22 protein-coding genes and 1 pseudogene are annotated in these 25012 nt (G+C 66.0%); 17 read left to right on the top strand and 6 right to left on the bottom strand.

Features of this window, described 5'->3' with window-relative positions; all coding sequences use genetic code 11:
* The first annotated feature begins 27 nt into the window (after positions 1-27).
* The 6 genes and pseudogenes from QFZ46_RS08220 (at position 28) to QFZ46_RS08195 (ending at position 6226) form a co-directional block, all read left to right on the top strand.
* Positions 28-2289: a heavy metal translocating P-type ATPase gene (locus tag QFZ46_RS08220; RefSeq protein WP_307360256.1), complete on the top strand. Its 2262-nt coding sequence runs from the start codon at positions 28-30 to the stop codon at positions 2287-2289.
* 30 nt (positions 2290-2319) lie between these two features.
* Positions 2320-2613, top strand: coding sequence for a YHS domain-containing protein (locus tag QFZ46_RS08215; protein ID WP_307360253.1), 294 nt, complete (start codon positions 2320-2322; stop codon positions 2611-2613).
* A gap of 84 nt (positions 2614-2697) precedes the next feature.
* A pseudogene (locus QFZ46_RS08210) lies at positions 2698-4819 on the top strand (heavy metal translocating P-type ATPase).
* A 30-nt stretch (positions 4820-4849) separates the two neighbouring features.
* Entirely contained in the window at positions 4850-5161 is a 312-nt protein-coding gene (locus QFZ46_RS08205) for a metal-sensitive transcriptional regulator (RefSeq protein ID WP_307360251.1), read from the top strand.
* Between the two features lie 67 nt (positions 5162-5228).
* Entirely contained in the window at positions 5229-5567 is a 339-nt protein-coding gene (locus QFZ46_RS08200; protein ID WP_307360249.1) for an ArsR/SmtB family transcription factor, read from the top strand.
* Complete coding sequence (locus QFZ46_RS08195) at positions 5534-6226, top strand: cation diffusion facilitator family transporter (protein WP_307360248.1); 693 nt, start codon at positions 5534-5536, stop codon at positions 6224-6226. The genes QFZ46_RS08200 and QFZ46_RS08195 overlap by 34 nt, the downstream gene beginning before the upstream one ends.
* A gap of 57 nt (positions 6227-6283) precedes the next feature.
* On the opposite strand, the gene QFZ46_RS08190 is transcribed toward QFZ46_RS08195, so the two are convergent.
* Positions 6284-7495 (bottom strand): alpha/beta hydrolase family protein, encoded by a 1212-nt coding sequence (locus tag QFZ46_RS08190; protein ID WP_307360246.1) that lies wholly within the window; start codon positions 7493-7495, stop codon positions 6284-6286.
* A gap of 145 nt (positions 7496-7640) precedes the next feature.
* Here QFZ46_RS08190 and QFZ46_RS08185 point away from each other — a divergent pair, with 145 nt between their 5' ends.
* Positions 7641-9374 (top strand): hypothetical protein, encoded by a 1734-nt coding sequence (locus QFZ46_RS08185; protein ID WP_307360245.1) that lies wholly within the window; start codon positions 7641-7643, stop codon positions 9372-9374.
* Between the two features lie 77 nt (positions 9375-9451).
* On the opposite strand, the gene QFZ46_RS08180 is transcribed toward QFZ46_RS08185, so the two are convergent.
* Together QFZ46_RS08180 and QFZ46_RS08175 are read right to left on the bottom strand one after the other, a co-directional pair.
* Entirely contained in the window at positions 9452-10102 is a 651-nt protein-coding gene (locus tag QFZ46_RS08180) for a response regulator transcription factor (RefSeq protein ID WP_307360243.1), read from the bottom strand.
* Positions 10093-11844: a sensor histidine kinase gene (locus tag QFZ46_RS08175; protein ID WP_307360242.1), complete on the bottom strand. Its 1752-nt coding sequence runs from the start codon at positions 11842-11844 to the stop codon at positions 10093-10095. Before QFZ46_RS08175 ends, QFZ46_RS08180 begins: the two co-directional genes overlap by 10 nt.
* 173 nt (positions 11845-12017) lie before the next feature.
* Here QFZ46_RS08175 and QFZ46_RS08170 point away from each other — a divergent pair, with 173 nt between their 5' ends.
* From QFZ46_RS08170 to QFZ46_RS08155, 4 genes are read left to right on the top strand one after another with little or no spacing between them, the layout of a single operon-like run.
* On the top strand, positions 12018-13214 hold the full coding sequence (locus tag QFZ46_RS08170; RefSeq protein WP_307360240.1) for a serine hydrolase domain-containing protein: 1197 nt from the start codon (positions 12018-12020) through the stop codon (positions 13212-13214).
* Positions 13211-14782 carry a D-alanyl-D-alanine carboxypeptidase/D-alanyl-D-alanine endopeptidase gene (gene dacB, locus QFZ46_RS08165; protein ID WP_307360238.1) on the top strand — a complete coding sequence of 524 codons (1572 nt, stop codon included), beginning with the start codon at positions 13211-13213 and terminating at the stop codon, positions 14780-14782. Before QFZ46_RS08170 ends, dacB begins: the two co-directional genes overlap by 4 nt.
* Positions 14783-14823: 41 nt before the next feature.
* Complete coding sequence (locus tag QFZ46_RS08160) at positions 14824-15636, top strand: hypothetical protein (protein WP_307360237.1); 813 nt, start codon at positions 14824-14826, stop codon at positions 15634-15636.
* A gap of 50 nt (positions 15637-15686) precedes the next feature.
* A complete protein-coding gene (locus QFZ46_RS08155) occupies positions 15687-16769 on the top strand; it encodes a DNA glycosylase AlkZ-like family protein (protein WP_307360234.1) in 1083 nt (360 codons plus the stop codon).
* Between the two features lie 61 nt (positions 16770-16830).
* Here the strand turns inward: QFZ46_RS08155 and QFZ46_RS08150 are convergent, their stop codons facing one another.
* Both QFZ46_RS08150 and QFZ46_RS08145 read right to left on the bottom strand, forming a co-directional pair.
* Positions 16831-17592, bottom strand: coding sequence for an SDR family oxidoreductase (locus QFZ46_RS08150; protein ID WP_307360232.1), 762 nt, complete (start codon positions 17590-17592; stop codon positions 16831-16833).
* A 90-nt stretch (positions 17593-17682) separates the two neighbouring features.
* Positions 17683-18450, bottom strand: coding sequence for an SDR family oxidoreductase (locus QFZ46_RS08145; protein WP_307360229.1), 768 nt, complete (start codon positions 18448-18450; stop codon positions 17683-17685).
* A gap of 196 nt (positions 18451-18646) precedes the next feature.
* Here QFZ46_RS08145 and QFZ46_RS08140 point away from each other — a divergent pair, with 196 nt between their 5' ends.
* The 3 genes from QFZ46_RS08140 to QFZ46_RS08130 are packed head-to-tail and all read left to right on the top strand — an operon-like array spanning position 18647 to position 20565.
* Positions 18647-19528 (top strand): RNA polymerase sigma-70 factor, encoded by an 882-nt coding sequence (locus tag QFZ46_RS08140; protein ID WP_307360226.1) that lies wholly within the window; start codon positions 18647-18649, stop codon positions 19526-19528.
* Positions 19525-19926 (top strand): hypothetical protein, encoded by a 402-nt coding sequence (locus QFZ46_RS08135; RefSeq protein ID WP_307360224.1) that lies wholly within the window; start codon positions 19525-19527, stop codon positions 19924-19926. The genes QFZ46_RS08140 and QFZ46_RS08135 overlap by 4 nt, the downstream gene beginning before the upstream one ends.
* 33 nt (positions 19927-19959) lie before the next feature.
* Positions 19960-20565 (top strand): class I SAM-dependent methyltransferase, encoded by a 606-nt coding sequence (locus QFZ46_RS08130; protein WP_307360222.1) that lies wholly within the window; start codon positions 19960-19962, stop codon positions 20563-20565.
* 9 nt (positions 20566-20574) lie between these two features.
* Here the strand turns inward: QFZ46_RS08130 and QFZ46_RS08125 are convergent, their stop codons facing one another.
* Positions 20575-20802: an RNA-binding S4 domain-containing protein gene (locus QFZ46_RS08125; RefSeq protein WP_033105639.1), complete on the bottom strand. Its 228-nt coding sequence runs from the start codon at positions 20800-20802 to the stop codon at positions 20575-20577.
* A gap of 291 nt (positions 20803-21093) precedes the next feature.
* Here QFZ46_RS08125 and QFZ46_RS08120 point away from each other — a divergent pair, with 291 nt between their 5' ends.
* From QFZ46_RS08120 to QFZ46_RS08110, 3 genes are all read left to right on the top strand, one after another.
* On the top strand, positions 21094-22470 hold the full coding sequence (locus tag QFZ46_RS08120) for a reverse transcriptase family protein (RefSeq protein ID WP_307360219.1): 1377 nt from the start codon (positions 21094-21096) through the stop codon (positions 22468-22470).
* Between the two features lie 70 nt (positions 22471-22540).
* On the top strand, positions 22541-23212 hold the full coding sequence (locus QFZ46_RS08115; RefSeq protein ID WP_307360217.1) for an alpha/beta fold hydrolase: 672 nt from the start codon (positions 22541-22543) through the stop codon (positions 23210-23212).
* Positions 23209-24915 carry a PucR family transcriptional regulator gene (locus tag QFZ46_RS08110; protein ID WP_307360215.1) on the top strand — a complete coding sequence of 569 codons (1707 nt, stop codon included), beginning with the start codon at positions 23209-23211 and terminating at the stop codon, positions 24913-24915. Before QFZ46_RS08115 ends, QFZ46_RS08110 begins: the two co-directional genes overlap by 4 nt.
* Positions 24916-25012 lie beyond the last annotated feature (97 nt).

Here is a 25012-nt window from a genome sequence, read left to right as displayed (position 1 = left end):
ACCACTCGAACTCACGAAGGAAATCACATGAGCACATCAGCACCCGCGAGCGGGACGACAGGCATCGAACTGGAGATCGGCGGCATGACCTGCGCCTCCTGCGCGATGCGGATCGAGAAGAAGCTGAACAAGCTCGACGGCATCACGGCCACCGTGAACTACGCCACCGAGAAGGCAAAGGTCACCGTCCCCGACGGCTACGACGCGGCCGCGCTGATCGCCGAGGTCGAGAAGACCGGATACACCGCCGCCCTGCCCGCACCCAAGAACGTCAAGGGCGTGGTGGAGCAGGACGGAGAGCACAGCGACCCGGAGCTCGACTCGCTGCGTACCCGTCTCATCGTCACCGTGCTGTTGACGATTCCCGTCATCGCCATGGCCATGGTGCCCGCGTTCCAGTTCACCTACTGGCAGTGGGCTTCCCTGGCGCTCGCAGCACCCGTCATCGTCTGGGGCGCGCTCCCGTTCCACAGAGCCGCGTGGACGAACCTCAAACACGGTGCTGCCACGATGGACACTCTCATCTCGATGGGTACAAGTGCGGCGTTCCTGTGGTCGCTGTACGCGCTCTTCTTCGGCACCGCCGGCACCCCCGGCATGGTGCATCCCTTCGAGTTCACCCTCGCACCGTCCGACGGCGCCGCGAACATCTACCTCGAAGTCGGTGCCGGGGTCACGATGTTCATTCTCGCGGGCCGTTACTTCGAGAAGCGGTCCAAACGACAGGCCGGTGCCGCGCTGCGCGCACTGCTCGAACTCGGGGCGAAGGAAGTCGCCGTACTCCGGGACGGCGTCGAGACGAAGATCCCGGTCGAAGACCTGCATGTCGGCGATGAGTTCATCGTCCGTCCTGGCGAGAAGATCGCCACCGACGGCATCGTCACCTCAGGCACCTCTGCGGTAGACGCCTCCATGCTGACCGGCGAGTCCGTGCCGGTCGAAGTCGGTGAGGGCGACGCGGTCACGGGGGCCACGGTGAACGCCGGCGGCCGCCTCGTGATCAGGGCGACCCGGATAGGTTCCGACACCCAGCTCGCCCAGATGGCGCAGCTCGTCGAGGATGCGCAGACCGGGAAGGCCGAAGTCCAGCGACTCGCGGACCGGATCTCGGGCGTCTTCGTACCGATCGTGATCGTCATCGCGGTCGTCGCTCTGGGCGGATGGCTCGGCGCGGGCTTCCCCGTGGCGGCGGCGTTCACCGCTGCAGTCGCCGTGCTCGTCATCGCCTGCCCGTGCGCCCTGGGTCTCGCCACCCCGACCGCCCTGCTCGTCGGCACTGGCCGTGGCGCTCAGATGGGCGTTCTCATCAAGGGGCCGGAGGTGCTCGAATCCACTCGCAAGGTCGACACCGTCGTTCTGGACAAGACGGGTACGGTCACCAGCGGCAAGATGACGCTCGTGGACGTCGTACTCGAACCGGGAAACGACCGCGCCGAGCTGCTTCGTCTCGCGGGCGCGCTCGAAGACGCCTCCGAGCATCCGATCGCCCAGGCGATCGCGAAAGGCGCCACCCAGGAGGCCGGGATCCTCGCCGCCGTCGAGGGTTTCGCGAACATAGAGGGCAAGGGCGTGCAGGGGGTCGTCGACGGCCGGGCGGTCATCGTCGGCCGCGAATCGCTTCTCGCCGAATGGTCGCAGAAACTCAGCCGTGAGGTCGCCTCCGCGAAGGCGAGAGCCGAGAGCGAGGGCAAGACCGTCGTCGCCGTCGGCTGGGACGGCCAGGCCCGCGGCATCCTCGTGGTCGCCGATACGGTGAAGCCCACGAGTGCTGAAGCCATCGCGCAGCTGAAGGCCATCGGGCTCACCCCGGTGCTCCTCACCGGCGACAACGAGGCCGTGGCTCGTCAGATCGCGCTCGAGGTGGGCATCGAAGAGGTGATCGCCGAGGTGCTGCCGCAGGACAAGGTCGAGGTGATCACCCGACTGCAGTCCGAAGGGCGGGTCGTAGCGATGATCGGCGACGGCGTGAACGACGCACCCGCGCTCGCCCAGGCCGACCTCGGCCTAGCGATGGGTACGGGAACCGATGTCGCGATCGAAGCATCCGACATCACCCTCGTCCGTGGCGACCTGCGCAGTGCCGTCGACGCCATCCGCTTGTCGCGGAAGACCCTCAGCACTATCAAGACCAACCTGTTCTGGGCCTTCGCCTACAACGTCGCCGCGATCCCCGTGGCAGCTCTCGGACTGCTCAACCCGATGCTCGCCGGCGCAGCCATGGCGCTGTCCAGTGTCTTCGTGGTCGGCAACAGCCTCAGACTGCGCGGCTTCAAGAGCATCACCCGATAACCTCCGAACCAACAAGAGAAGGACATGCACATGAGCACTGACCACCGCAGCGACACCTCGACCTCGAGCTGTTGCAGCATTTCCGCCGTCAACCCTGCCGCGGCCGGTAACGGGCGCGAAAATCTTCTCGGCGGCGGCGGCGCCGGTGGCGGCACCGACGACATGACGACCTGCCCGGTCATGGCCGGCACTCCGGTGGTCAAGGCCGTCGCCGAGGCCGCGGGGCTGTTCCGCGACCACGACGGTGAGCGTTACCACTTCTGCTGCGCCGGCTGCGGCCCGGCCTTCGACGCAGATCCTGAGCGCTACGCCAGGGTGGCCTGACGTTCGGGGCGGGGGCTTCGGCCCCTCGCCCGTTCGACACTCTTAGTGGAAGGAACTCCAGTGACCGATCCGCACGCGCACCACATGAACCTCGAACCCGACGTCCACGCAGGCCCTCAAGGGCACCAGTCCCACGACGCCCACGGTCACAGCGACCACGGTCACGGCGACCACGGTCAGGGCGGACACGGTGGCAGCAGTGGGAATGGTCACGGCGGTCACGGTGGTCATGGCGACCACGTCGGCCAGTTCCGGCGCCTGTTCTGGATCAATCTCCTGATCGCGGTGCCGGTCGTGGCGTTCTCGCCGATGTTCGCGATGATCTTCGGGTACGAGGTGCCCGGATGGGCGCGCTACGTCGCGCCGGTGCTCGGCACCGTGATGTACGTGTGGGGCGGATGGCCGTTCCTCACCGGTGCCGTCAGCGAGATCAGGACGCGCAAGCCCGGGATGATGCTCCTCATCGGGCTTGCCATCACCGTCGCGTTCTTCGCATCGTGGGGTGCCACCCTCGGCATCCTTCATCATGAGCTCGAGTTCTGGTGGGAGCTCGCACTCCTGATCGTGATCATGCTCCTCGGGCACTGGATCGAGATGCGCTCTCTCGCGCAGACGACATCCGCGCTCGATTCGCTCGCCGCGCTCCTTCCCGATGAGGCGGAACGGATCGAGGGTGACGAGATCGTCAAAGTCTCGCCCACCGAGCTCATCGTGGGCGACCTCGTCGTGGTCCGACCCGGTGGGAGTGTTCCCGCAGACGGCCGCATCGTCGACGGAGCCGCCGCGATGGACGAGTCGATGGTGACCGGTGAGTCGCGACCCGTCACCCGGGCGTCGGGAGACACGGTGACGGCCGGAACGGTCGCGACCGACTCCGGCATCCGGATCGAGATCACCGCGACCGGTGACGACACCCGCGCTCGCCGGCATCCAGCGTCTGGTGACCGAGGCGCAGAATTCCTCGTCCCGCGCGCAGCGCATCGCGGATCGTGCCGCAGCCCTTCTGTTCTGGTTCGCTCTGTTGTCGGCCGCCGTCACCGCAGCAGTGTGGACGTTCGTCGGCAATCCGGATGCCGCCGTCGTTCGAAGCATCACGGTGCTGGTCATCGCCTGCCCTCATGCACTGGGTCTGGCGATCCCTCTGGTCGTGTCGATCGCCACGGAGCGTGCCGCCCGCGGCGGCGTGCTCATCAAAGACCGTCTCGCGCTCGAGAGCATGCGCACGGTCGACGCGGTCCTGTTCGACAAGACGGGCACTCTCACGAAGGGGGCCCCGACCATCACGTCCATCGAGACGGCGGGCGATATCGATGCCGACCGGTTGCTCGTCCTCGCCGCCTCAGCCGAAGCCGACAGCGAGCACCCGCTGGCTCACGCCATCGTGCGCGCGGCGCAGGACAAGAACCTGAAGCTCTTGCGAGCATCCGGGTTCACCTCATCGCCCGCGGTGGGTGTCACGGCCGCCGTCGACGGCAGCGAGGTGCGCGTGGGCGGGCCGAAGCTCCTCGACGAGGTCGGTGGGCAGGAGATCTCGGCTGCGGAGGAATGGCGGCGCGAGGGCGCCATCATCCTCCACGTGATCGTCGACGGACGGGTGGCGGGGGGCCTGAAGCTCGCCGATGAGGTGCGTCCCGAATCTCGCCAAGCCGTCGACGCGCTGCACAGGCTCGGCGTCGAGGTCGTCATGATCACCGGCGACGCCCAGGCGGTCGCGGAATCCGTGGCGATAGACCTCGGCATCGACCGTGTATTCGCCGGCGTGCGTCCGGAAGACAAGTCGGCCAAGGTCAAGGAACTGCAGTCGGAGGGCAAGAAGGTCGCGATGGTCGGCGACGGAGTGAACGATGCTCCCGCTCTCGCGCAGGCCGACGTGGGGATCGCCATCGGCGCAGGAACGGACGTCGCCATCGCTTCGGCCGGCGTGATCCTCGCCAGCTCCGATCCGCGGTCCGTGATCTCCGTCATCGAGCTGTCCCGCGCCGCGTACCGCAAGATGAAACAGAACCTCTGGTGGGCGGCCGGGTACAACCTCCTCTCGGTTCCCCTCGCCGCAGGGGTCCTGGCGCCGGTCGGCTTCGTCCTTCCGATGTCGATCGGAGCTGTTCTGATGTCTTTGTCGACCGTGGTCGTCGCCCTCAACGCGCAGTTGCTGCGGCGCATCGATCTCACCCCCGAAGCAAGCACGCGGGCCATCCTGGACCGTTGACCACCTACCGCTGAGACGAAGGAGCTGGACATGACCGCGCAGGCGACGTCTGAGGAGCACGCGCACGGGTACATCACCGACAAGGCGAAGTACCTGAACCGGATGCGCCGTATCGAGGGGCAGGCCCGCGGCGTGACGAAGATGGTCGATGACGAGAAGTACTGCATCGACATCCTCACCCAGATCAGCGCGCTGACCAGCGCTCTCCAGGCCGTCGCCGTCGGACTCCTCGACGACCACCTGAAGCACTGCGTCCTGGATGCCGCGCGCATGGATTCGGCGGATGCCGAAGAGAAGATCAAGGAGGCATCCGACGCGATCGCGCGTCTCGTGCGTTCCTGACCCTCTGCGCCGGGCTGCGGCCGGTTCAGTCGTTCAATAGTTCAGCAAATCATGTACTATCGGCTGCATGCTCACTACGACGGCCACCGTGGCGCACACTGCCGCCCTCGCGCGGCTCGGGCATGCCATGTCGGACCAGACCCGAGCCAGTGTGCTTCTCGCTCTGCGTGAGGCGCCGGCGTATCCGTCCGACCTCGCCGACGCGCTGGGAGTCTCACGTCAGGTGATGTCCAACCAGCTCGCGTGCCTGCGCGGTTGCGGTCTGGTCGAGGCTGTTCCGGAAGGGCGTCGCACGTCGTATCGACTCGCGGACTCGCATCTGGCGCCCGCACTCGATGAACTCCTGCGCGTCGTGCTCTACGTCGAGCCCGGATGCTGCGCCGGCGAGAACTGCAGTTGCGCGTGACCGCCTCGAACATCGCCGACGACAGGCGCAGACGCCTCCTGCAGCGGCGTATTCGCTGGATCGTCACCGCCACGATCGTCTACAACCTCATCGAGGCTGTCGTCGCGATCGCCGCCGGAACGATCGCCTCGTCTGCTGCGCTGATCGGATTCGGACTGGACTCGACCGTCGAGGTGCTCTCGGCGGCCGCTGTCGCCTGGCAGTTCACTCGCCGCGACCCCGAACGGTGGGAGCGGGGCACTCTGAGGGTCATCGCCGTCGCGTTCTTCGCCCTGGCGATCTACGTGAGCGCGAGCTCGGTTCTTGCGTTGCTGGTTCGTGTCGAGGTCGAGCATTCGCCCGTCGGAATCGCGATCACCGCGCTGAGCGTCGTCGTCATGCCGTTCCTCTCCCTCGCCGAGCGCCGCGCAGGGGAGGAGCTCGGATCCGCCACGGCGATCGCCGACTCCAAGCAGACCCTCCTCTGCACCTACCTCTCCGCAGCCGTCCTCGTCGGTCTCGTGCTGAACAGCCTTCTCGGCTGGTGGTGGGCAGACGCGGTCGCGGGGCTCGTCATCGCCGTCTTCGCGGTGCGCGAGGGCATCGAAGCCTGGCGGGGCGACGCATGCGCCACATCGGTCGGGATGCTCCTCGACGAGGAGGAAACCCGCGATCACTGAGCAGTTGAGAAGTACGCCTTCTCGCGCTGGCTTTCGAGCGCCGATCTGCGGCTGCGCTCAGTCCAGACCGAGGGTGTCATCCAACCAGTCGAGTACGCGGCGGTTGAGAGTCGACCGGTTACGCATCGAGCAATGTCCGCCGGCGCCTTCTGCGGAGGTGAACTCGACGACGGTGACATCGTGCAGTGCGGCCGCGAAGGCCGGGACGGCCGAGGCGATCGGGTCGCCCTCTGCCTGCGTCAGCAGAACAGGGCAGCGGATGGCGTCGACGTCGTCGATACGATACTCGGCGCTCTTGGCCAAGAAGCTGCGCAGATCGCTCACGCCGTTCACCCAGAACCCCCGTTGGACGATCGACCAGCGCAGCTTCCTGTTGCTTTCGATGGCGCTCATGAGGCGGTCGAGCACCGCGTCATCAAGCGACGTGAGGTTCGCCGCCTCGTCGTCGGTCGCGCCGAGCTGCCGTGCGAATCCCGCCAGCCCCGCTCCGAGGTCCCACTGCCCGGGATCAGCGATGCACGCAGCGATCCGCGAGTCGCCCGACGCCGCACGCGGTGCCAGATAACCGCCGAGGCTCCATCCGCTGATCACGATGCGATCAGGATCCACGATCGGCGATGTGAGCGCGTAGTCGATCACGGCTGATACGACCACCTCCCAGTCCGGTCGCATCGGAACCCCCTGCTCGAACAGGACTGCGCCCTGCCCTGGACCATCGAACACGAGGCAGTGATACCCCCGCTGCAGTGCCGCCACGGCGGAGGCGAAATAGGAGTCGGTCACGGTCGCGTCGTAGCCGTTCACGAGGATGAGGAGCGGGCGCACCTCATCCTCGCGACCGAAGGCGGGGATCAAGTACGCGGGGATGCGCGCCTCGTCCACCTCCACGGCGACAGGGTGAACACCGCGCAAGGCCAATCCCGCCTCGAAGGCCTCGATCTGCCGACGGAAACCCTCGAGCAGCCGCGGATCGACAGGATCACCGAACAACGGGTGATACGCGCTGGCATAGAAGGCGCTCGCTCGCAGGTAGAGGTCGGACGCGCTCCGACGCCCCATCGCCTCAGACTCCTCCGCCTCCGCGCGCAACCGGTCACCCGCACTGACCCAGGCGTCGAAGAACGCGCCGTCGTCGCCTTCCCCGACCGCCGCAGCGACGGCGGCGACCTCCCCATAGCCACCGCCGCCGTACGGCGTGTATCCCCACATCCACGTGCCGAACTCCTCGTGGAACGGATCGGCGAACAGTGCTCCAGGCGACGCGCTCATGCCTGAACGCTAGACGTCGCGGGCGTATGTGTCACAGGAGCGGGCCATATTGGCGACCTGGGTCTACACGAGCCAGGAGAGGCCATCCGGGTTGACGACTTAGGTCCATCGCGAACGGTGCCGCCCAGTCCATAGCGTCGGGCTCATGACTGAAACTTCGGACGCCGGCGCGCGATCTTTGAGACGTGTTGTGGCGGGAGCGCTCGGATTCGGCGTCGTTGCAGCGAGCATCCTGGTCGCTTCGCCGACGCTGGCCGCCGTCGGTGGCGATATCGCCACGGTGACGACCGTGAAGATCGCCGGCGACCTTCAACTGCATTCGATCCGCTACGACCTCCGCGAGGACGAGGAGCCGGCTCCCCCTGGTCCCAACGTCGAACCAGGCCCGGCCAGCACGACTTCGTCGGCGACGTGGTCACTTGGCACGACCGACGGATCTCTGCATTCGGAGATGATCGCACAGATCGTCGACTTCGATCGCACGACCGACTACTGGATCAAGGCGTTCGCCTACATTCAGGAAGACGGCCTGATCTACGGAAGCGACTGTCAGATCTTCCTCGGCGATCCGGCGACGGGTAGCCCGCCGCTGGGTGAGGACAACTCTCCGTACCGATGCTGGTCGCCCGGCCACGACAACACACCGGGAGAGCAGCCTCGACGGCTGTTCTCCGAAACGTTCACGATCACGTCGCTGAACTGGGCGGCGGCACGTGGCGCGATCATGCCGCAGGGCACAGTGAAGCTCGGGGACGGCTATCTCGAGTCGCCGAGCACGCGGTTCATCGTCGATAAACGCTGGTACCCGAGCGATCCCAGCGAGCAGACGCCCTACGTGACGATCGAGCCGGGTGCGACGCTGAACTTCGCAGCGTTCCGTCGCAACGGCGAGTCGGACGCGAACGCAGAGGGACTCTTCTCCTACCGGATCTACGACGGCGGTGTACCGACCAGGTTCTGGGTGTCGGGCATGGCTTCCAACTGGCGTGGCGTCGAATTCAATTGGGACTACAACTGTGACGTCTACGATGGTGACCCCCTCGCCGGCGCTCTCATCGTCAAAGGTTCGCCCTACGTCTGCGACATGTCGACGACGAAAATAGACGGCAACGCTGACTACCGGGTCGACTTCACGGTTCACGTCGCTCCGATCACGACCCTCGGACCACTCGAGGCGCGCGACTACATCACAGCCGGCTGCAGTCATCCGAGTGATGCGTGCTACTTCGTGCCCACGTCGGATGAGGCGATAATCGAGCCGGGTACGGTACTCGGCGCCTCCTACGCGAACACAGGGTCGGAGATGGCGCCCTACTCGTTCCGCTATGCCAGCAATCGCTCGACCACGCATTCCTTCAACGTCAGCGTCGCCGCCGAAGTGAACGTGCTGGACGTGTTCAAGGCTTCGATCAAGCTGGCGTACGGCTACCAGGTGACGAACGAGACGGCCAGGATATGGACCGCGACCATGAACGTCCCTCCGCAGCAAGTGGGCTGGTTCGAATTCGCGCCGGCGTATCGCAAGATGTCAGGGGACTTCCTGTTCGAGGTCGACGGCACTTGGTATCGCGTCACTGGCGGCACCTTCACCGTCCCCGATGACAGGTTCCATGGACAGCTGGCGTCCAAGTTCGCCGATATCGGCTCAGGCCCCGGCGATGAGGTCGGAGCTGAGCCGCCGACGACGCCCGCCCCGCTCGATCCGACACGCCCAGTGACAGGCCACTCGGCGACGAAGGCTGAAACGGCAGGAGCATTGGCCGCGACCGGAACCGACGCCGACCTGACCGGCACGATGTTGTGGGTCGCGGTCACGACAACGTTGGCGGGCGCGGCGCTGCTTACGACGAGAATCGCGCGACGTCGCTCCGGCAGATGATCGCACCGACGCCCTGAGGACTCACGAGCGGCGTCCGCCGGAACGTGGACGCTGCTCGATCCCGTGGTCTCGGAACCTCAATCCCGGTTCAAGAAGAGCATCACCGCGTGGACGCGCCGATGCGTGTCGGCGTCGGGCGGAAGCCCGAGCGCACTGTATATGCGAGACACGTGCTGCACGACAGCCTTCTCAGTGAGGAAGAGCTTCGTCGCGATGCTGGCATTGCTGCGGCCCTCGGCCACGAGAGCGAGCACCTCCTGCTGACGAGCCGTGAGGTTGCCCACGGCGCTTTCGGAATGACGTGCGCGCCCCATCATGACAGCGATGACGTCCGGATCCAGCGCGGTACCGCCACTGGCGACGCGCTCCAGATCCGCCAGAAACGTCCCGATATCGGCGATCCGCTGTTTGAGCAGATAGCCGACACGATCGCTGCCCTGCGCAAGAAGGTCCTTCGCGTAGCGGCGCTGCACATGCTGCGACAGCACCACTACGGCGGTCTCGGGATGTTCGCGCCGGATGCGCAGCGCCGCAACGAGCCCCTCGTCCGTGTGGGTCGGAGGCATCCGGATGTCGGTCACCACGAGGTCCGGTCGGTGACGGGCGACGGCATCCGCCATCTGGTCAGCGTCGCCGACGGCGGCGGCGACCTCGTGTCCGCCTGTTTCCAAGACGAGTTCGAGGCCTCGTCTGATCAAGGCCTCGTCTTCAGCGATGACTACGCGCATGGCACCTCCGTCCACACTCTTGTCCCCCGACCCGGGGGGCTCGAGATCGAGATGGTTCCACCGATGGCCTCCACGCGGTCAGCGAGGCCGCGAAGACCGGAGCCTGCTTCCATCGATGCGCCGCCGACACCGTTGTCCTCAACTTCGAGAAGAAGTCGACCGTCGTCGAGGGTGAGACGCACGCGCACGCTCGACGCCCGGGCGTGCTTGACCACGTTCGCGAGTGTCTCGGCGAGCACGAAATAGGTGGTGGTCTCCACGAGGTCGCTGAGTCCACCGTCGCTCACATCGGATTTGAACACGGTCGAGATCGGCATGCGATCGGTCAGGTCTTCCGCTGCGGCGCTGAGGCCGCGTTCGACGAGGGCTGCCGGAACGAGGTCGCGCACGAGCGTACGCACTTCGGCGGCGGCATCATCGAGGCCGACACGAAGCCGGGTGGCGCGCTCGGGCACCGTCGAAGCGGAAGCTGTGGCGATCTGCTGCGCTTCGAGTGCCAGCAGGACCAGTTGAACCTGAAGTCCATCGTGGAGATCGCGCGCGATGCTGCGACGTTCACGGTCTGCGGCTTCGACGATGCGCTCCCGTGAGCGCATGAGAGAGCGCCGGCTCGCGCGCAGGTCGGCCGTCAGCCGCTCGCGATCGACGGCGATCGCCACGATCCGCCCTGCGGTGTGCACGATCTCTCGGTCGGTGAGCAACGACGCGTCGTACTCGATCGCGCCGATCGCACGTTCGTCGAGCGCGATCTCCTGCCATCCGCGCCGTGGGTCTGTCCGAACTGCTTCGGGAGCTGCCCGGCCTTCAGCATCGACAAGCTCAGCACGATCTTCTGCCCAGAAATAGAGCCGCAGCGATGGGTCTCCCAATGTGCGGGCGAGCGCGACGACAAGAGGCTGTCGCGATGTGTGGGTGGTGCCGAGCCACGTCCCGAGCTCTTCCAACTCTCCCGTGCGCGCGAACCCGCCACGCAGCAGACCCAGCGTGAATGCGATCGGGATGCCGGCGACCGCCGTGAACTGCAGCATCCCTCGCACCGTCGGGTCGACGTGGAACACCCGGTCGAGCGCGATGGCGATGAGGGGCAGGAAGAGCACCGTGAAGATGCCATATGAGAACAGCGGAATCAGCACGCGACGGTGCACGGCATCCGCTCGACGAAGCCGACGGAGCAATACGATCGCCACCACGATCATGATCGCTGTCGCCACCACGGTCTGTACCGTTCCGGTCAGCGCGACCACCGCAGGCGCGTCGGCGATCGCGAACGGCGGATAGGAGCCCTCGGGGTTGAGGAGGTACTTCGGCATCTGCAGCACGAGCGACGTCGTGTAGAGCGCGGCCACGATCGCACGTGCGTGACGGTCGGAGAGTCGCCCGGTCGGGAAGGCGAGCAGCAGGTGCACGGTCGCGGGAAGCGCAAGCGTCGCCCCGACGGCCCCGATCGCGAGGAGAACCGGCACCTCGGTGTTCGCGACGCCGCCGACTAGGACCATGAGCCCCGCGAGGACGATGAGGAATCCCATCCCGTTGCTAGGGCGCCGCAGCCAGGCGATCAGTCCTGCGGCAACGTAGATCCCGAAGATGATCGGCAACGCCACCAGCAGCAGTCCGGCAGGCCCGTCGAGCGGCATCAGACCGATCACCGTGATCATCAGCAGCGCCGACAGCAGCGCCACGATGAGCAGCGCGCGACCGAGAGACCGCGAGAGCGCGGGTTGCACGTGGGACGCAGCAGGCATCGCGGCCTTTCCGACGGACGAGGTGTTCCCATTGTGGCGCGCCCGGCCATTGCTGTGCGTTCTGCTCGCCGATAGGCGACCTACATCCCTAGCGACAGCATCCAGAGCCTGTCATCGTCAACGGTAAGGCGGTACGTCATGCCTCGCGTGTGAACCGATCAGGAGGAACGCTCTTGAGCCAGTACGACCGTAAGAGCTCGTGGCTGCGGCGACCTGCTATCGTCGCGGCGGTCATTGCCGGCGTCGTGGGCGTCGTCGGCTGCACGGCGTCTCCCACCACGAAACCTGCCGTGTCGGAGACTCCTGGGATTCTTCGCCCCTCGGCGCCGGAGGGCGAACTGTCCACCACGCTGCAGTCGCAGTTGCAGGCAGCACTCGACGACACGATGGCGGAGTACGACGTGCCAGGGGCGGCAGTCGGCGTCTGGATCCCCGGGGAGGGCACATGGACGGCCGCGGCCGGTTTGGCCGATATCGAGAACGATGAGCCCGTCGACCTCGACATGATGTGGCCCCTGCGCAGCGTCACGAAGTCCTACACGGTGACGCTCCTGCTGCAGTTGGTCGATGAAGGCGAGGTGAGCCTGGACGACACCATCGGGCAGTACGTCGACGGAGTGACGGCGGGCGACGAGATCACTCTGCGAGAACTCGCAGAGATGTCCAGTGGCAATGCGGACTACACGAACGACGACTTCCTCGCAGCCTTCACCGCGGATCCCGAGACGATCTTCACCCTCGATCAGTTGAACGGCTTCATGCTCGGCACGCCGGCCCAGTTCGCCCCTGGCACTGAGAAGGTCTATACGAACGCCAACACCAATCTGCTCGGCGCGGTCATCGAGGAAGTGACAGGACAGGGGTTCGCCGAGGTCCTCGACGAGCGCATTCTCGCACCGCTCGGGCAGAATGACACGCGATACATCGTGGACGCCGCGGACTGGACGGAACCTCACGCTGTCGGGTACGCGCCCGAGGGGGATTCCCTCGCGTCGCAACCCCGGAACCTCTCCATCTTCGGCCCGGCCGGGTCGATGATCACCACCCTCGACGACGCCCGTGTGTGGGGACAGGCCCTCGCCACCGGCACATTCCTGCAACCGGAGACTCAGGCGGAGCGTCAGGATGGTGCGCCCCTGGACGTCGGCCCACCGTACGGCATGTATGCGCTCGGCATCGGCGAAACCGACGGATGGTGGGGGCATAACGGCGAAGGCCTCGGATTCACCGCCGCCGTCTTCCATCACCCCGATTCCGGGGCCACCGTCGTGGCGTTCATGAACGAATCGAACCTCGCGAACAAGGCACACCCGGCCGACCAGATGTTCCGCCGGGTGGCCAAGATTCTGACGACAGGAGCAGAACAATGAACGGCAACGGAGTCCGACTCGTGGCGGGAGCCCTCGCGCTCGTCGTCATCGCGGCGACGGCGGTAGCGTGCACGGCGGATACTTCCGGCCAGGCGAATGAGACCGGTCTTCCGGACGCGGCGCTCGAAGTCATGAACGAGCCGCAATACGACAACGCGCGCTGGTTGATCTCGGTTTCCGACCTCGACACGGGCGAGGTGCTCATCGACCTCGACGGTGACAAGATGGCCGAGCCCGCTTCATTCGTGAAGACCTACAGTGTCGGTGCCGCCTGGCTGAACTGGGGACCTGACCACCAGATCGTGACGCCAGTGAAACGCACTGGCGAGATCGTCGGGGCGACGTTGGAAGGCGACCTCGTACTCGTCGGCAAGGGCGACTTCACGCTGGGCGGCCGGACAAAACCGGACGGCACCGTCGACTACACGAATCTCGACCACAATGATGCCAACCCGTTGCCTGGCGCCACCCTCACGACCGAAGATCCTCTGACGGGCATCGATGACCTCGCTGCACAGGTCAAGGCGTCGGGCATCGACACTGTGACCGGCGATGTCATCGTCGACGACCGCCTCTTCCAAGGCGAATTGGCCGGAGAACCGATCACGCCGATCGTCGTCAACCAGAACCTGATCGATGTCCTGGTCACCCCCGGCACGGCGGGCGAGCCGGCGACGGTGGAGATGACGCCGGCCGTCGCTCCATGGCGGGTCGTCGGCGAAATCGAGACTGTGGCCGCTGGTGAGGAAGCGTCGGTCTCTGACCCGGAATCCTCGACGCGCGGAGAGATCTCGATCGGCGGCACGATCGCCGCCGACAGCGAGCCAGTGTTAAAGGTATTCGCGCTCGAGGATCCGGCCACCTTCGCTCGAACCGCCTTCATCGAAGCCCTGGGCAGGGCTGGTGTGACGGTGAGCAGTGACCCGGTCGCGGCGAACTCGACCGCTGCGCTCGCCGACAAGGATGCTGTGGACGCGCTGCCATCGGTGGCCGAACTCGAGTCGCTGCCGCTCGCCGAGCAGGCGAAGTACGTGATGAAGATCAGCTACAACCGTGGTGCTCAGACCTACGTCTGCCTTCTGGCCGCTGAAGCCGGAGCGGATGACTGCAGCACCGGCGTGGGTGAGGTCGGCCGAATCTGGGCCGAGGCGGGGCTCGACATCGAGGGTGCGTCCCTTGTGGACGGTTCGGGCCTGAACGGCAACTTCGTCACTCCGCAGAACGGCGTCGCCATCCAGGCGATCATGGCCGAGCGCCCCGACGCCGAGGCGTGGAAGGCGACCATGCCGATCCTCGGGGTCGACGGCTCGCTCGCGGAAGTGCAGGCCGAAAGCCCTGCTGCCGGCCATGTGTTCGCCAAGACCGGAACGCTGCTGGGCGGCGACGAACTCAACGGACGCTTCCGCTTGAACACCAAGGCGCTGGGCGGCGTCATGGAGACCAAGAGCGGGCGCAACCTGGCATTCATCATCATCATGAACCAGGGATTCACCTCCGACATCGACGGGGTGTTCAAGGCGAACGATGACGTGGGAGAGGTCGCCGCGAGTATCCAGCAGCACTACTGAGCGTCCAGTGTGCACGGCCGCCGACCAAGGAAGGGGTTGAGATGACCACCGAAACGACACAAGTGCGGACTTCGCGCGGCGCAGGGCTTATGCTCGCCAGCACTCCGCTGGTGCTTCTCGTCACGCACTATCTGGCCGTGCTCCCGCACGAGTTCACGCACTCGATACTGGCCTGGGCTCTCGGAATCAAAGAGAATCCGTGGCTGATCGATTGGGGCGGGGACAGCCTGCTCAACATTCTGCTGCTCGTGCACATCAACGAGAACGTCGACTATCACAGTGCGTTGGACGCTGGTAAGACTTTCACCGTTGCCGTCGTCGCGCTTTCCGGACCAGTGTTGGCGAATGGAGGCATGTTCCTGATCTTCCGGAAACTGTCCACGACTGCGTGGGTCAAGGCGAGGCCGTTCGCCGCGTGGATCGTGTTCTGGTTCATCGTCGTCAATCTCGGGAACCTGTGGTGCTACATCCCGATCCGGGCCTTCGCAGCCGACGGGGATTTCCGTCACTTCATCTGGGCGACGGGGGCGTCCCCATGGCTGCTCTATGTGATCGTGGGGTACCTCGTTCTGTGGGCGCTCATCGACTTCTATCGCCACGTGCTGCCGAACGCCCTCGACACGTGCGGCCTGCTTCCCACCTGGCCGCGGGCGATCGTGCTCGTGGTGTCGACCTGCGTTATCTTCGCGTACTTCGCGATTCCGGGCTTCCTCGAGACCGATGCCGTCTCACTGTTCATCGCGGGCACCTCGGTGATGGTGATTCCTCCGGTGATACTCGTCACGTGGCGACGAGTGATGGCGACTCCGCGCCATGTGACGGATCAGGCGTCGCCGGTAGGTGCGTTGGGATGATCGCGATCGAGGCCGACGCCTAAATCACCGTCTGTGGCTACTGTGGAGCCGTGACGCATCAGCTGACGCGGGAGCAGGCGCGGCGGCTGGCGGTGCGCGCGCAGGCACTGGATGCCGACCGGCCGGGTGACGTCGTCGAGGTGGCCGAACGACTCGGTGCGATCAAGATCGATCCGACAGCCGTGATCGCGTCGTGCGAGCACACTGTGCTGTGGTCGCGCATCGGGTGGGGATACGAGACATCTCAACTGCGCAAAGCGGTCGAGGACGATCGGATGCTGTTCGAGTTCGATGGCGCGTTCCGGCCGATGAGCCTGCTGCCCCTGATGCTGCCCGCCATGCGCCGGTGGCCGACGCACGACCGCAGCCGCGAGTGGCTTGCGGCGAACGAGCAGTTCCGCGGCGAGGTGCTCGCACATCTACGTGCGAGGGGCCCGCTGCTGGCCGGCGACATCCCGGACACCGCGCAGGTCAGACGCGCACCCGATGGCTGGTACGGGCCGAACCAGGCGGTTCACATGCTGGAGTTCCTGATGCGGCAGGGCGAGGTCGCGATCGCGCGACGCGAGGGCCGCCAACGCGTGTGGGATCTGGCCGAGCGGGTGTACCCGAAGGATCTTCCGGAGTACGGCGATGACGAAGCGGCCCGCCTGCTCGAAGAGCGTCATCTGCAGGCCGCGGGAATCGTGAAACCGCACCGGCACTGGAACGGAGTGGGCAAGGAGACCGGCCAACCTGCGGTGGTCGAGGGCAGCCGGTGGAAGTTCCGCGTCGATCCGGTTGCGCTCGCCGTGCTTGATGATGATCCGGGCGGGCGGGTGGCATTCCTCAACCCCTACGACGGATTCCTGTTCGACCGCGCGAGGCTCACCGAGCTGTTCGACTTCACATATGTGCTGGAGCAGTTCAAGCCCAAGCCCCAGCGCAAGTACGGGTATTTCGCGCATCCGATCCTGTTGGGCGATCGATTCGCAGGCCTCCTCGATGCCGAAGTCGATCGCGAGCGCGGGATGCTGCGCATCAATGCCGTGCACGAACTCACGCCCTTCGAACCCGAAGAGAAGGACATGGTCCGCGCCGAGCTCACCGATCTGGCGGGATGGCTCGGCGTGGGAGTGGAAGACCCCTGGTGAGCTGTGGTGGATGCGCTGTCTCCCAGCGCACCCACCACGCAGCCCACTCGTCACACGTGCGTTACTTGCGAGGCGGGTTGAGCGGCAGCCACTCGTCGAGCCGCGTCTCGAAGATCTGCGCGCCATCGAGTGGGATGAGCGTGCGTTCCTCGATTTTGGCGCCGTAGTACGGTGCATCGTCGTCGCGGACGACGGTGCGGGAGTCGCCGCGGAACGTCAGCCCTCGGCGGATGAACTCGTCCATGCCGAACGCCTCGGGTCCGGCGATCTCGACATCGCCCAGCGGCGCGCCGGCCGCGGCACGCGCCACGGCAGTGGCGACGTCTTCCGCGGCGATGGGCCGGATGAGCGCCCCGGGAAGGCGAACAGTGTCGCCCTCGGTCGAGATGTCGGCGATGCTCCCGATGAACTCGAAGAACTGCGTGGCGTGCACGAGCGAGTACTCGATGCCGGATTCGCGGATGAGCTTCTCCTGGGCGACCTTCGCCGCGAAATAGGGGATGCTCTGCGGGCGGTTCGTGCCGACGATCGTGAGGGCGACGTGGTGGTTGATGCCGGCAGCGGCCTCAGCCTTGAGCAGATTGCTGGTGGAGGTGGTGAAGAACTCCAGGACATCATCGGGTGCGAACGACGGCGAGTTGGACACGTCGACGACCACGTTCGCCCCTGTGAGGACCTCGGCGACGCCCTCTCCGGTCAGGGTGTTGACCCCCGTGTTGGGCGAAGCGGCGACGGCCTCGTGGCCGTGCTCGGTCAGCTTCGCGACGACCTTCGAGCCGATGAGGCCGGTGCCTCCGATGACGACGATCTTTGCCATTTTCATGCCTTTCTGATTGGGGGAGTGCCGTCGTGGCATCCATGAGCTAAGACAGGAGTTCCTCGTCGGATGTGACGAACCCTGCGACTATTCGGATCAGGATCGCGACGCGGCTGCGTTCCGGATGCGCCAGTCGTGGTACCGGGTCGACGCGATCGTGGCCGTGGCCTCCGGCAGCAGATCACGGTGAGCCAGATGGGCTCCGAAGTAGGTGCCGAGCGGGTCGGGGACGACCTCGCGTTCGTCCTGGCGGTACCGCAGATCGAGCACGGCCAGCTCATTGAGACTGAAGACCTCCGGCCCGCCGAACTCCACCGTGCCGTAGATCGGCTCTCCGACTGCCGTCTGCGCGACAGCTGCTGCGACATCGTCGGCGGCCATGGGCTGGACGAGAACGTCGGCGACCCGCACGACGCCGCTGCGCACTGCATGATCCGTGATGTTCCGGATGAATTCGAAGAACTGCGTCGCGTGCACGAGCGAGAACGGTCGCTGCGACGCCGAGATGAGACGTTCCTGCTGCTCCTTGGCGATGAAGTACCCGCCTTCGGCGCGGGCGAGACGATCGGTGCCGACCACCGACAGCGCGACGTGATGGCGCACGCCGGCGGCCTCACCGTAGCTGAGCAGATTCATGGTGGAGGTGTAGAAGAACTCGCGGGCGGCCGCCTCGTCGGTATACGACGAGTTGGAGACGTCGACGACGACTTCTGCGCCGGACAGAGCTTGCTCCAGGCCCTCGCCGGTGTAGGAGTTGACGCCCGTCGCCCGCGCCGCGACGACGATCTCGTGACCGGCCGATTGCAGAGTTCGAACGAGCCTGGCGCCGATCAGACCGGTTCCACCGATGACTGTGATTCTCATGTCGCTCCTTCGAATGTCATTTGGTCACGGACGTCTGTCCTCACTCCATAGACCGGACAGCCCTCTCATCTGTGACGGAACCTGGCTGATCTGTCACAGAACACCGCGCTGCACGGTCAGAGCTTCCGAGAGGAGCCATGCGGATGGATCATGAGAGAGGGAAAGACGAATGCTGATGGTGACGAACGACGCTCACATGCGAACCGAGGACCTCGACGACGCGGTGGAGATCTTCGCCGCGCATCGACGACGCCTGTTCGGAATCGCCTACCGGATGCTGGGTACGGTGGCCGATGCGGAGGACATCGTTCAGGAGACGTGGATCCGGTGGCAGAACACCGACCGGACGGGAGTTCTCGAGCCTGCGGCCTTCCTGGCGACGATCGCGACGAGGCTTTCGATCAATGTCCTGCAGTCCGCTCACACGCAGCGCGAGACGTACATCGGTCCCTGGCTCCCTGAGCCGGTGAACACGGACGACGACCCTGCCCTCGGAGCAGAGCGCGCCGAGGCGCTGCAGTTCGCGATCCTGCTGACCTTGGAGAAGCTCACTCCGACCGAGCGGGCCGCCTATATCCTCCGCGAGGCCTTCGATTACCCGTATCCGCGTATCGCCGAGGTGATCTCGTCCACTGTCGTCAGCGCCAGACAACTGGTCAGCAGAGCGCGCTCGCACCTGGAGTCCACTCGCCGCATGACGGTGGAACCATCCGACCAGCGTCGGCTGCTGGAGGCGTTCCTGATCGCAGCTCAGAAGGGCGACGCCCAGGAGCTCGAAAGCCTCTTCGCCGCCGATGTCGTGAGCTACACCGATGGGAACGGCGTGAAGCTCGCAGCCAGGATCCCCGTGATCGGGCGCGGCCGGGTGGCGAAGTTCGTCGCGGCGTTCTCCCACCATTTCTGGACCGGAAAATCGATCGGCTGGGTGCAGGTGAACGGTCAGCCAGCAGCCACGCTGATCGAGGACGGAGTGGTCACCACGATGGTGACGGTCACGACCTCGAGCGACGGCATCCTTCAGCTCCTCTGGGTGATGAGCCCGCCCAAGCTTCGGCATTTCGCCGCGGTCGGCTCATGATCCGGAGGCAGTACCCGGCGTGGATACGCCGGAGACGTCGTGGTGCACCCGATCTCGCCACGATGGAAGAACTGGCTCGCGCCATGGTCTTCGCCGACGAGGGCGCCATCCGTGCCGTGCTCCATCCGGAAGTGATCCTGACCATCGACAGTGGCGGGCTGGTACCGGCCGCGCCCACGCCGGTGGGAGGACATGCTGCCGTGGCTTCGTCGTTGGTGGTCCTGATGACGCCGGAGACGTCTGTCACGATGGCATCGATCAACAGCGTTCCAGGGTTCACTCTCATTCGTGAAGAAACGGTCGTCGGAGCGGTCACGGCAGACACGCGGTCGGGTCAGCTCTCCAGCGTGTGGGTCGTCTGCAACCCCGAAAAGCTGCGGCACTGGAACCGGCGGTGAGCGCGAATCGCAACCAGGTGAAAGGGTGGACGGATGACGGATGCGCGGCCGGTGCGGTGGAACAACAACATCCACTATCACCGTCGTATCCTCGATGCGGTGCCGGCAGGGGCGCGAACAGCGCTCGACTTCGGCACAGGGAACGGCCTGCTTGCCGCCGACCTGCATGCGCGTGTGCCCGACGTGACCGGAATCGACATCGATGCCGCAGTGCTGGAATCCGCACGGTCAGAGGATCCGGGTGTGCGCTGGATCCAGGGCGACGTGATGAGTCATCCGTTTCCGCCCGCGTCGTTCGATGTGGTCGCCTCAGTGGCCACCGTTCATCATCTGCCGGACCTCGACAAGACGCTCCTCCGCCTGGCTGAGCTCACCGCCCCGGGTGGGGTGCTGGCCGTGGTGGGGCTGGCGAGGTCGTCGGGGCCGATCGACTTCCTCTACGACCTCGCCGGGCTCGTGCAGCAGAACGGCTACAGTCGCCGCCACGGCATCTGGGAGCATTCGGCGCCGATCGTGTGGCCGCCTCCGCACACATATGCCGAGGTGCGCCGCAGCGCCCGCACCGTGCTGCCGGGCGCCACCTGGTCACGACTGGCGATGTGGCGCTATCTGGTGGTCTGGCACAAGCCGGTGGCCTGACAGCCCCCGTCAGGGCCGAACGCGAACCGTCCGTCCCTCGAACGTGACGAGATCGCCGTCGTGCAGCTGCCGCCCGCGGCGGCGCTCCTCTTCGCCGTTGACGGAGACGTAGCCGTCGATGATGACCTCCTTGGCGTTTCCGCCGGAGTCGAGCAGGCCGGAGAACTTGAGGAACTGTCCGAGGCGGATGACCTCGCCCCCGATGGGCACGTCGTCGATCTGATCAGCGTTCGTCATTCCTGAATGCTAACCGCCTGGGCGGGAGCGGATGCTGACTGCCCCACCCGCTGTCGGTGTTCCTTGCTATCGTGGCGCCGTGCGATGGCTTGCAGACGAGGCGGGTGGTTCACGATGTGTTCCGCCCTCTCCGGGGTCACCCCGGGGCACGCAGTTTGATCTGGAACGAACGCCGCAGGCGCCTCACTGCGCTTCGCGCAGACCGGTGCCCGCACTGATGGACAGGTCGTCCGCAAGCCATCGCACGCTGCACGACGTTCCATCCGCCGCTCCGTCGATGGCCGCCTTCTGATGACGGAGGCGGCGACGGTCGCATCGCGCGTGCTCGCGCGGAAGCCGCGTCCGTCGTCCTCCGCGGTCGCCGCGGCTCTGGCCGATGCGTTCCTCGCAGCAGATGTCTGGGCGACGGGTCAGCTGATCGAGTCCGGGGCATACGTCATGGGAGCGCGGCGCCGATGGCTCCTACCGCTCGTCGGCGATGTCATGAGCGCGTTCGTCCGCCCACCCCACGACGCCCCGCGTCTGCTCACCTCGCTGATCTTCAACGCCCCCGCATTCCAAGAGGCGGTCCGCAAGGCCGACGAGCGCCGCTCGCCACTTCGAGTGCACCATCACGTCCTCAGCGCTTCGGCGTCGCGCGAGATGTCCGGAGCGCTCCCCAGCATCGACAGCATCCGAGATCTCGCTGCCCTGCTCGCCCTCGACATCGGCCAGTTGCAGTGGTTCGCCGACACGAAGCACTGGAATCGGCGCGCGCGCCCCGGCCCCCTCCACCACTACCGCTACGAATGGCGCACGAGGCCGGGAAGGATCCCGCGACTGCTGGAAGTTCCGGAGCAGCGGCTTCGTCGTGTCCAGAGCACGCTGCTCTCGAGCGTGCTCGCCCTCATTCCGGCCAATGACGCAGCCCATGGCTTCATCCCCGGCCGAAGCGCTGCGACCGGGGCCGCGCGTCACATCGGGTCAGACGCGGTCATCTCCCTCGATCTCACGACGTTCTTCGCGCGAGTGACCGCAGGTCGCGTCTACGGCACGCTTCGCCAATCGGGCTATTCAGAATCCGTCGCGCACATCATCACCGGACTGTGCACCAACGCCGTCCCGCCGTGGGCACTCGCGGCGATGCCGTCGGGGGGATCGCCGGATGAGCGCTTCGCACTGCGCCGCGCTCTCGCCACGAGTCACCTCCCGCAAGGTGCACCGTCATCGCCGATGCTCGCGAACCTCGCCATCCGACGTCTCGACTCGCGCCTCGCCGGATGGGCGGAGTCCGTCGATGCGACATACACGCGATACGCCGACGACCTCGCGTTCAGCGGTGGACGTGCGCTCGCGAAGCGAGCGGATGCCTTCGTGCGCGGAGCGGAGCGGATCATCGAGGACGAGGGGCATTCGGTCAACGCGAGGAAGACGAGAGTCAGACGCCAGGGCGTCAGGCAGACCGTCACCGGAATCGTCGTCAACCAGCACGTCAACATCTCGAGATCCGAGTACGACCGGCTGAAGGCGACGATCCACAACTGCGTCATGCATGGCCCGACGAGCCAGAATCGTCGCCAGATCGACGACTTTCGCGCCCACCTGCTGGGGCGGATCTCGTGGGTCGAAAGCTTGAACAGCAGTCGAGGCGAGAGACTTCGTGAGGAATTCGCGCGCATCCGGTGGTAGCGAGAGAAGCCGGCTGGGCCGACGCCGAGCTGCAGTAGACTCCGAGCGCATGCGGCCGAGAGGAAGTGAAATGGCGACCTTCGCACTGATCCACGGAGGCGGTTCGACTGCCTGGGACTGGCACCTCGTCACTCCTCTGCTCGAGAGCGTCGGCCACGAGGTGTTCGCCGTCGACCTTCCCATCGAGGACCCGGGCGCCGGACTCGAGGACTATGCGGATGCTGTGGCCACAGCGGTCGGAACGAGGGATCGCGTCATCGTCGTCGGTCATTCGCTGGGCGGCTTCACTGCTCCACTCGCCGCCGAAGCACTGCGCGCCGACGGGCTCGTCTATTTCGCGAGCATGATCCCGGCGCCGGGCGAGAGCTTCATGGAATGGTGGTCCAACACGGGCCACGACCTCGAGTCGATCGATGACGACGAGGCCGTGTCCTTCTTCAACGGCGTGCCCGAGCCGCTCGCCGAGGAAGCGCGCCGGAGAGAACGCGACCAGCAGGGCGACTGGATGTCCCGTCCCTGGCCGGGCGCCCATCTCCCCACCATCCCCACGATGGCCGTGCTGTGCACGGAGGATCAGTTCTTCCCCGCGACCTTCATGAGGCGGCAGATCCGAGAACGACTGGGCATCGAGCCGATAGAGGTGCCCGGCGGGCACTACGCGACGCTCAGCCACCCCGATGCGGTGGCTGAAGCGCTGAACGCCTTCGCGGTCGAGACCGTCATCACTAGCGTGGGGGAATGATCAGTCCCGTTCCCGCGCCCACGAGCGACGCCGCATACTCGAAGCACGCCTCTCCAGCGAGGCCGACGCTGGAGCGCATGCTCGATGAACTCGGATCGACATTCCTCACGCCGCTCACGTCGGTGCAGGACGCGTCGAGGCGGATCGGCGGAGCCGTCGTCTTCGACCCCCTTGACGATCAGGCGATCGCTGACGGCGCGGTGATCCTCGGAGTCGGGCTCTCGGACGGGCCGACTCTCCGTGACGTGCTCGCGCGATTGGGAAGCCGGGGGGCGAGTGCCTTCGTGCTGCGCGAGCCCGTGCTGGTCGACGACGCCACGGTGCTCGTGGCGCGTGAGCATGACGTGGCGCTCCTCGGCCTCACGCGCGGGGCATCCTGGACTCAACTCAGCGCGATGGTGAGTGCGCTCTTGACAGCGCCCGATGAATCACGCGCCGACACGACGATCGCAGGACTGCCCGGCGGCGACCTGTTCACTCTCGCGAACGCAGTGGGGGCTCTGCTGAATGCACCCATCACGATCGAGGATCGCAACTCCCGCGTCCTGGCATTCTCGAGTCGTCAGGGTGAGGCCGACCTCTCGCGCATCGAGACGATTCTCGAGCGGCAGGTGCCGGAGAAGTATTCGCGACTGCTCGCAGAAGCCGGATTCTTCAAGGAGTTGTACTCCTCGGAGGAGCCGGTGTTCATCGAACTGCGGTCTGCGGAGACGCCCATCCAGCCCCGTGTCGCGGTCGCTGTGCGTGCAGGAGACGAGATCCTCGGATCGATCTGGGCCGCAGTACCGGGTCCGCTGAGCACGGAGCGCACTGCTGCGCTTCGCGAAGCGTCCAAGGTCGTGGCGCTTCATCTGCTGAGCATCCGTGCCGGCGCCGACGTCACGCGCCGCATGCGTGCCGATCTGCTGAGCACGGCCCTCGAGGGCGGCGAAGGCGCCGCGTACGCACTCGAGCGTTTGGGCATCTCCGATGAGCCTGTCGCGGTGTTCGCAGCGGGGATGCTCGCGGCCGACGACGGAAACCTCGACGAGGCGAGCGACCGTCAGGCGCGCAGACAGCATGTGGCTGACGCCATCGCCGTGCACCTCGCCGCCGTGCATCCGAGGGCGTGCGCCGCGCTGCTCGGGGGCACGATCTACGGGTTGCTGCCCGTGCAATCGTCCGAGACGGGTGAAGCGCAGGCAGCGCGCCTCGGTAACGACTTCGTCACTCGGATCGGCCGCGGTTCCGGCGTGGCCATCGGCATCGGACGGGTAGCGAGCGGTCCGCGCAGTCTCGTCTCATCCAGAGACGGCGCCGAGCGTGCTCTGCGAGTGCTGCAGGAACAGGCATCCCCGGCGAGGGTCGCGCTCTTCAGCGATGTGCACGTCGAGTCGTTGCTGCTGGAGATGCGGGATCGCTTCGGATCGGCCGGTGAGCAGGCCACCGGTCCCGTCGCTCGGCTGTTCGCTCATGACAAGGACAACGACACCGAGTTCATCGAGACGCTGCGCGTCTGGCTCGACAGCATGGGAGACGTCTCGAGCGCCGCAGAGCACCTGCACATCCACCCCAACACGTTCCGCTACCGACTTCGCAGGCTCGCGGAGGTCGGCGATATGGACCTCACTGACGCCGATGTTCGTTTCGCCGCGCAGCTTCAATTGCGCATCGTGCCCGAGCTCGTGCGCCGTGGATCACCTCTTGGTGCCGGGGAGCATTGAGCATCCGGACAATCACATCGACCGCGGTCTGGCGAAACTGACGAAGCGGCAGAACTGATCCCGCGGGAGGCTCCAGTGTGAAGGATGTCCCGAGAGA

It is taken from the genome of Microbacterium murale (assembly GCF_030815955.1).
Lineage (GTDB): Bacteria > Actinomycetota > Actinomycetes > Actinomycetales > Microbacteriaceae > Microbacterium > Microbacterium murale_A.
This window is presented reverse-complemented; position numbering and strand designations above follow the sequence as displayed.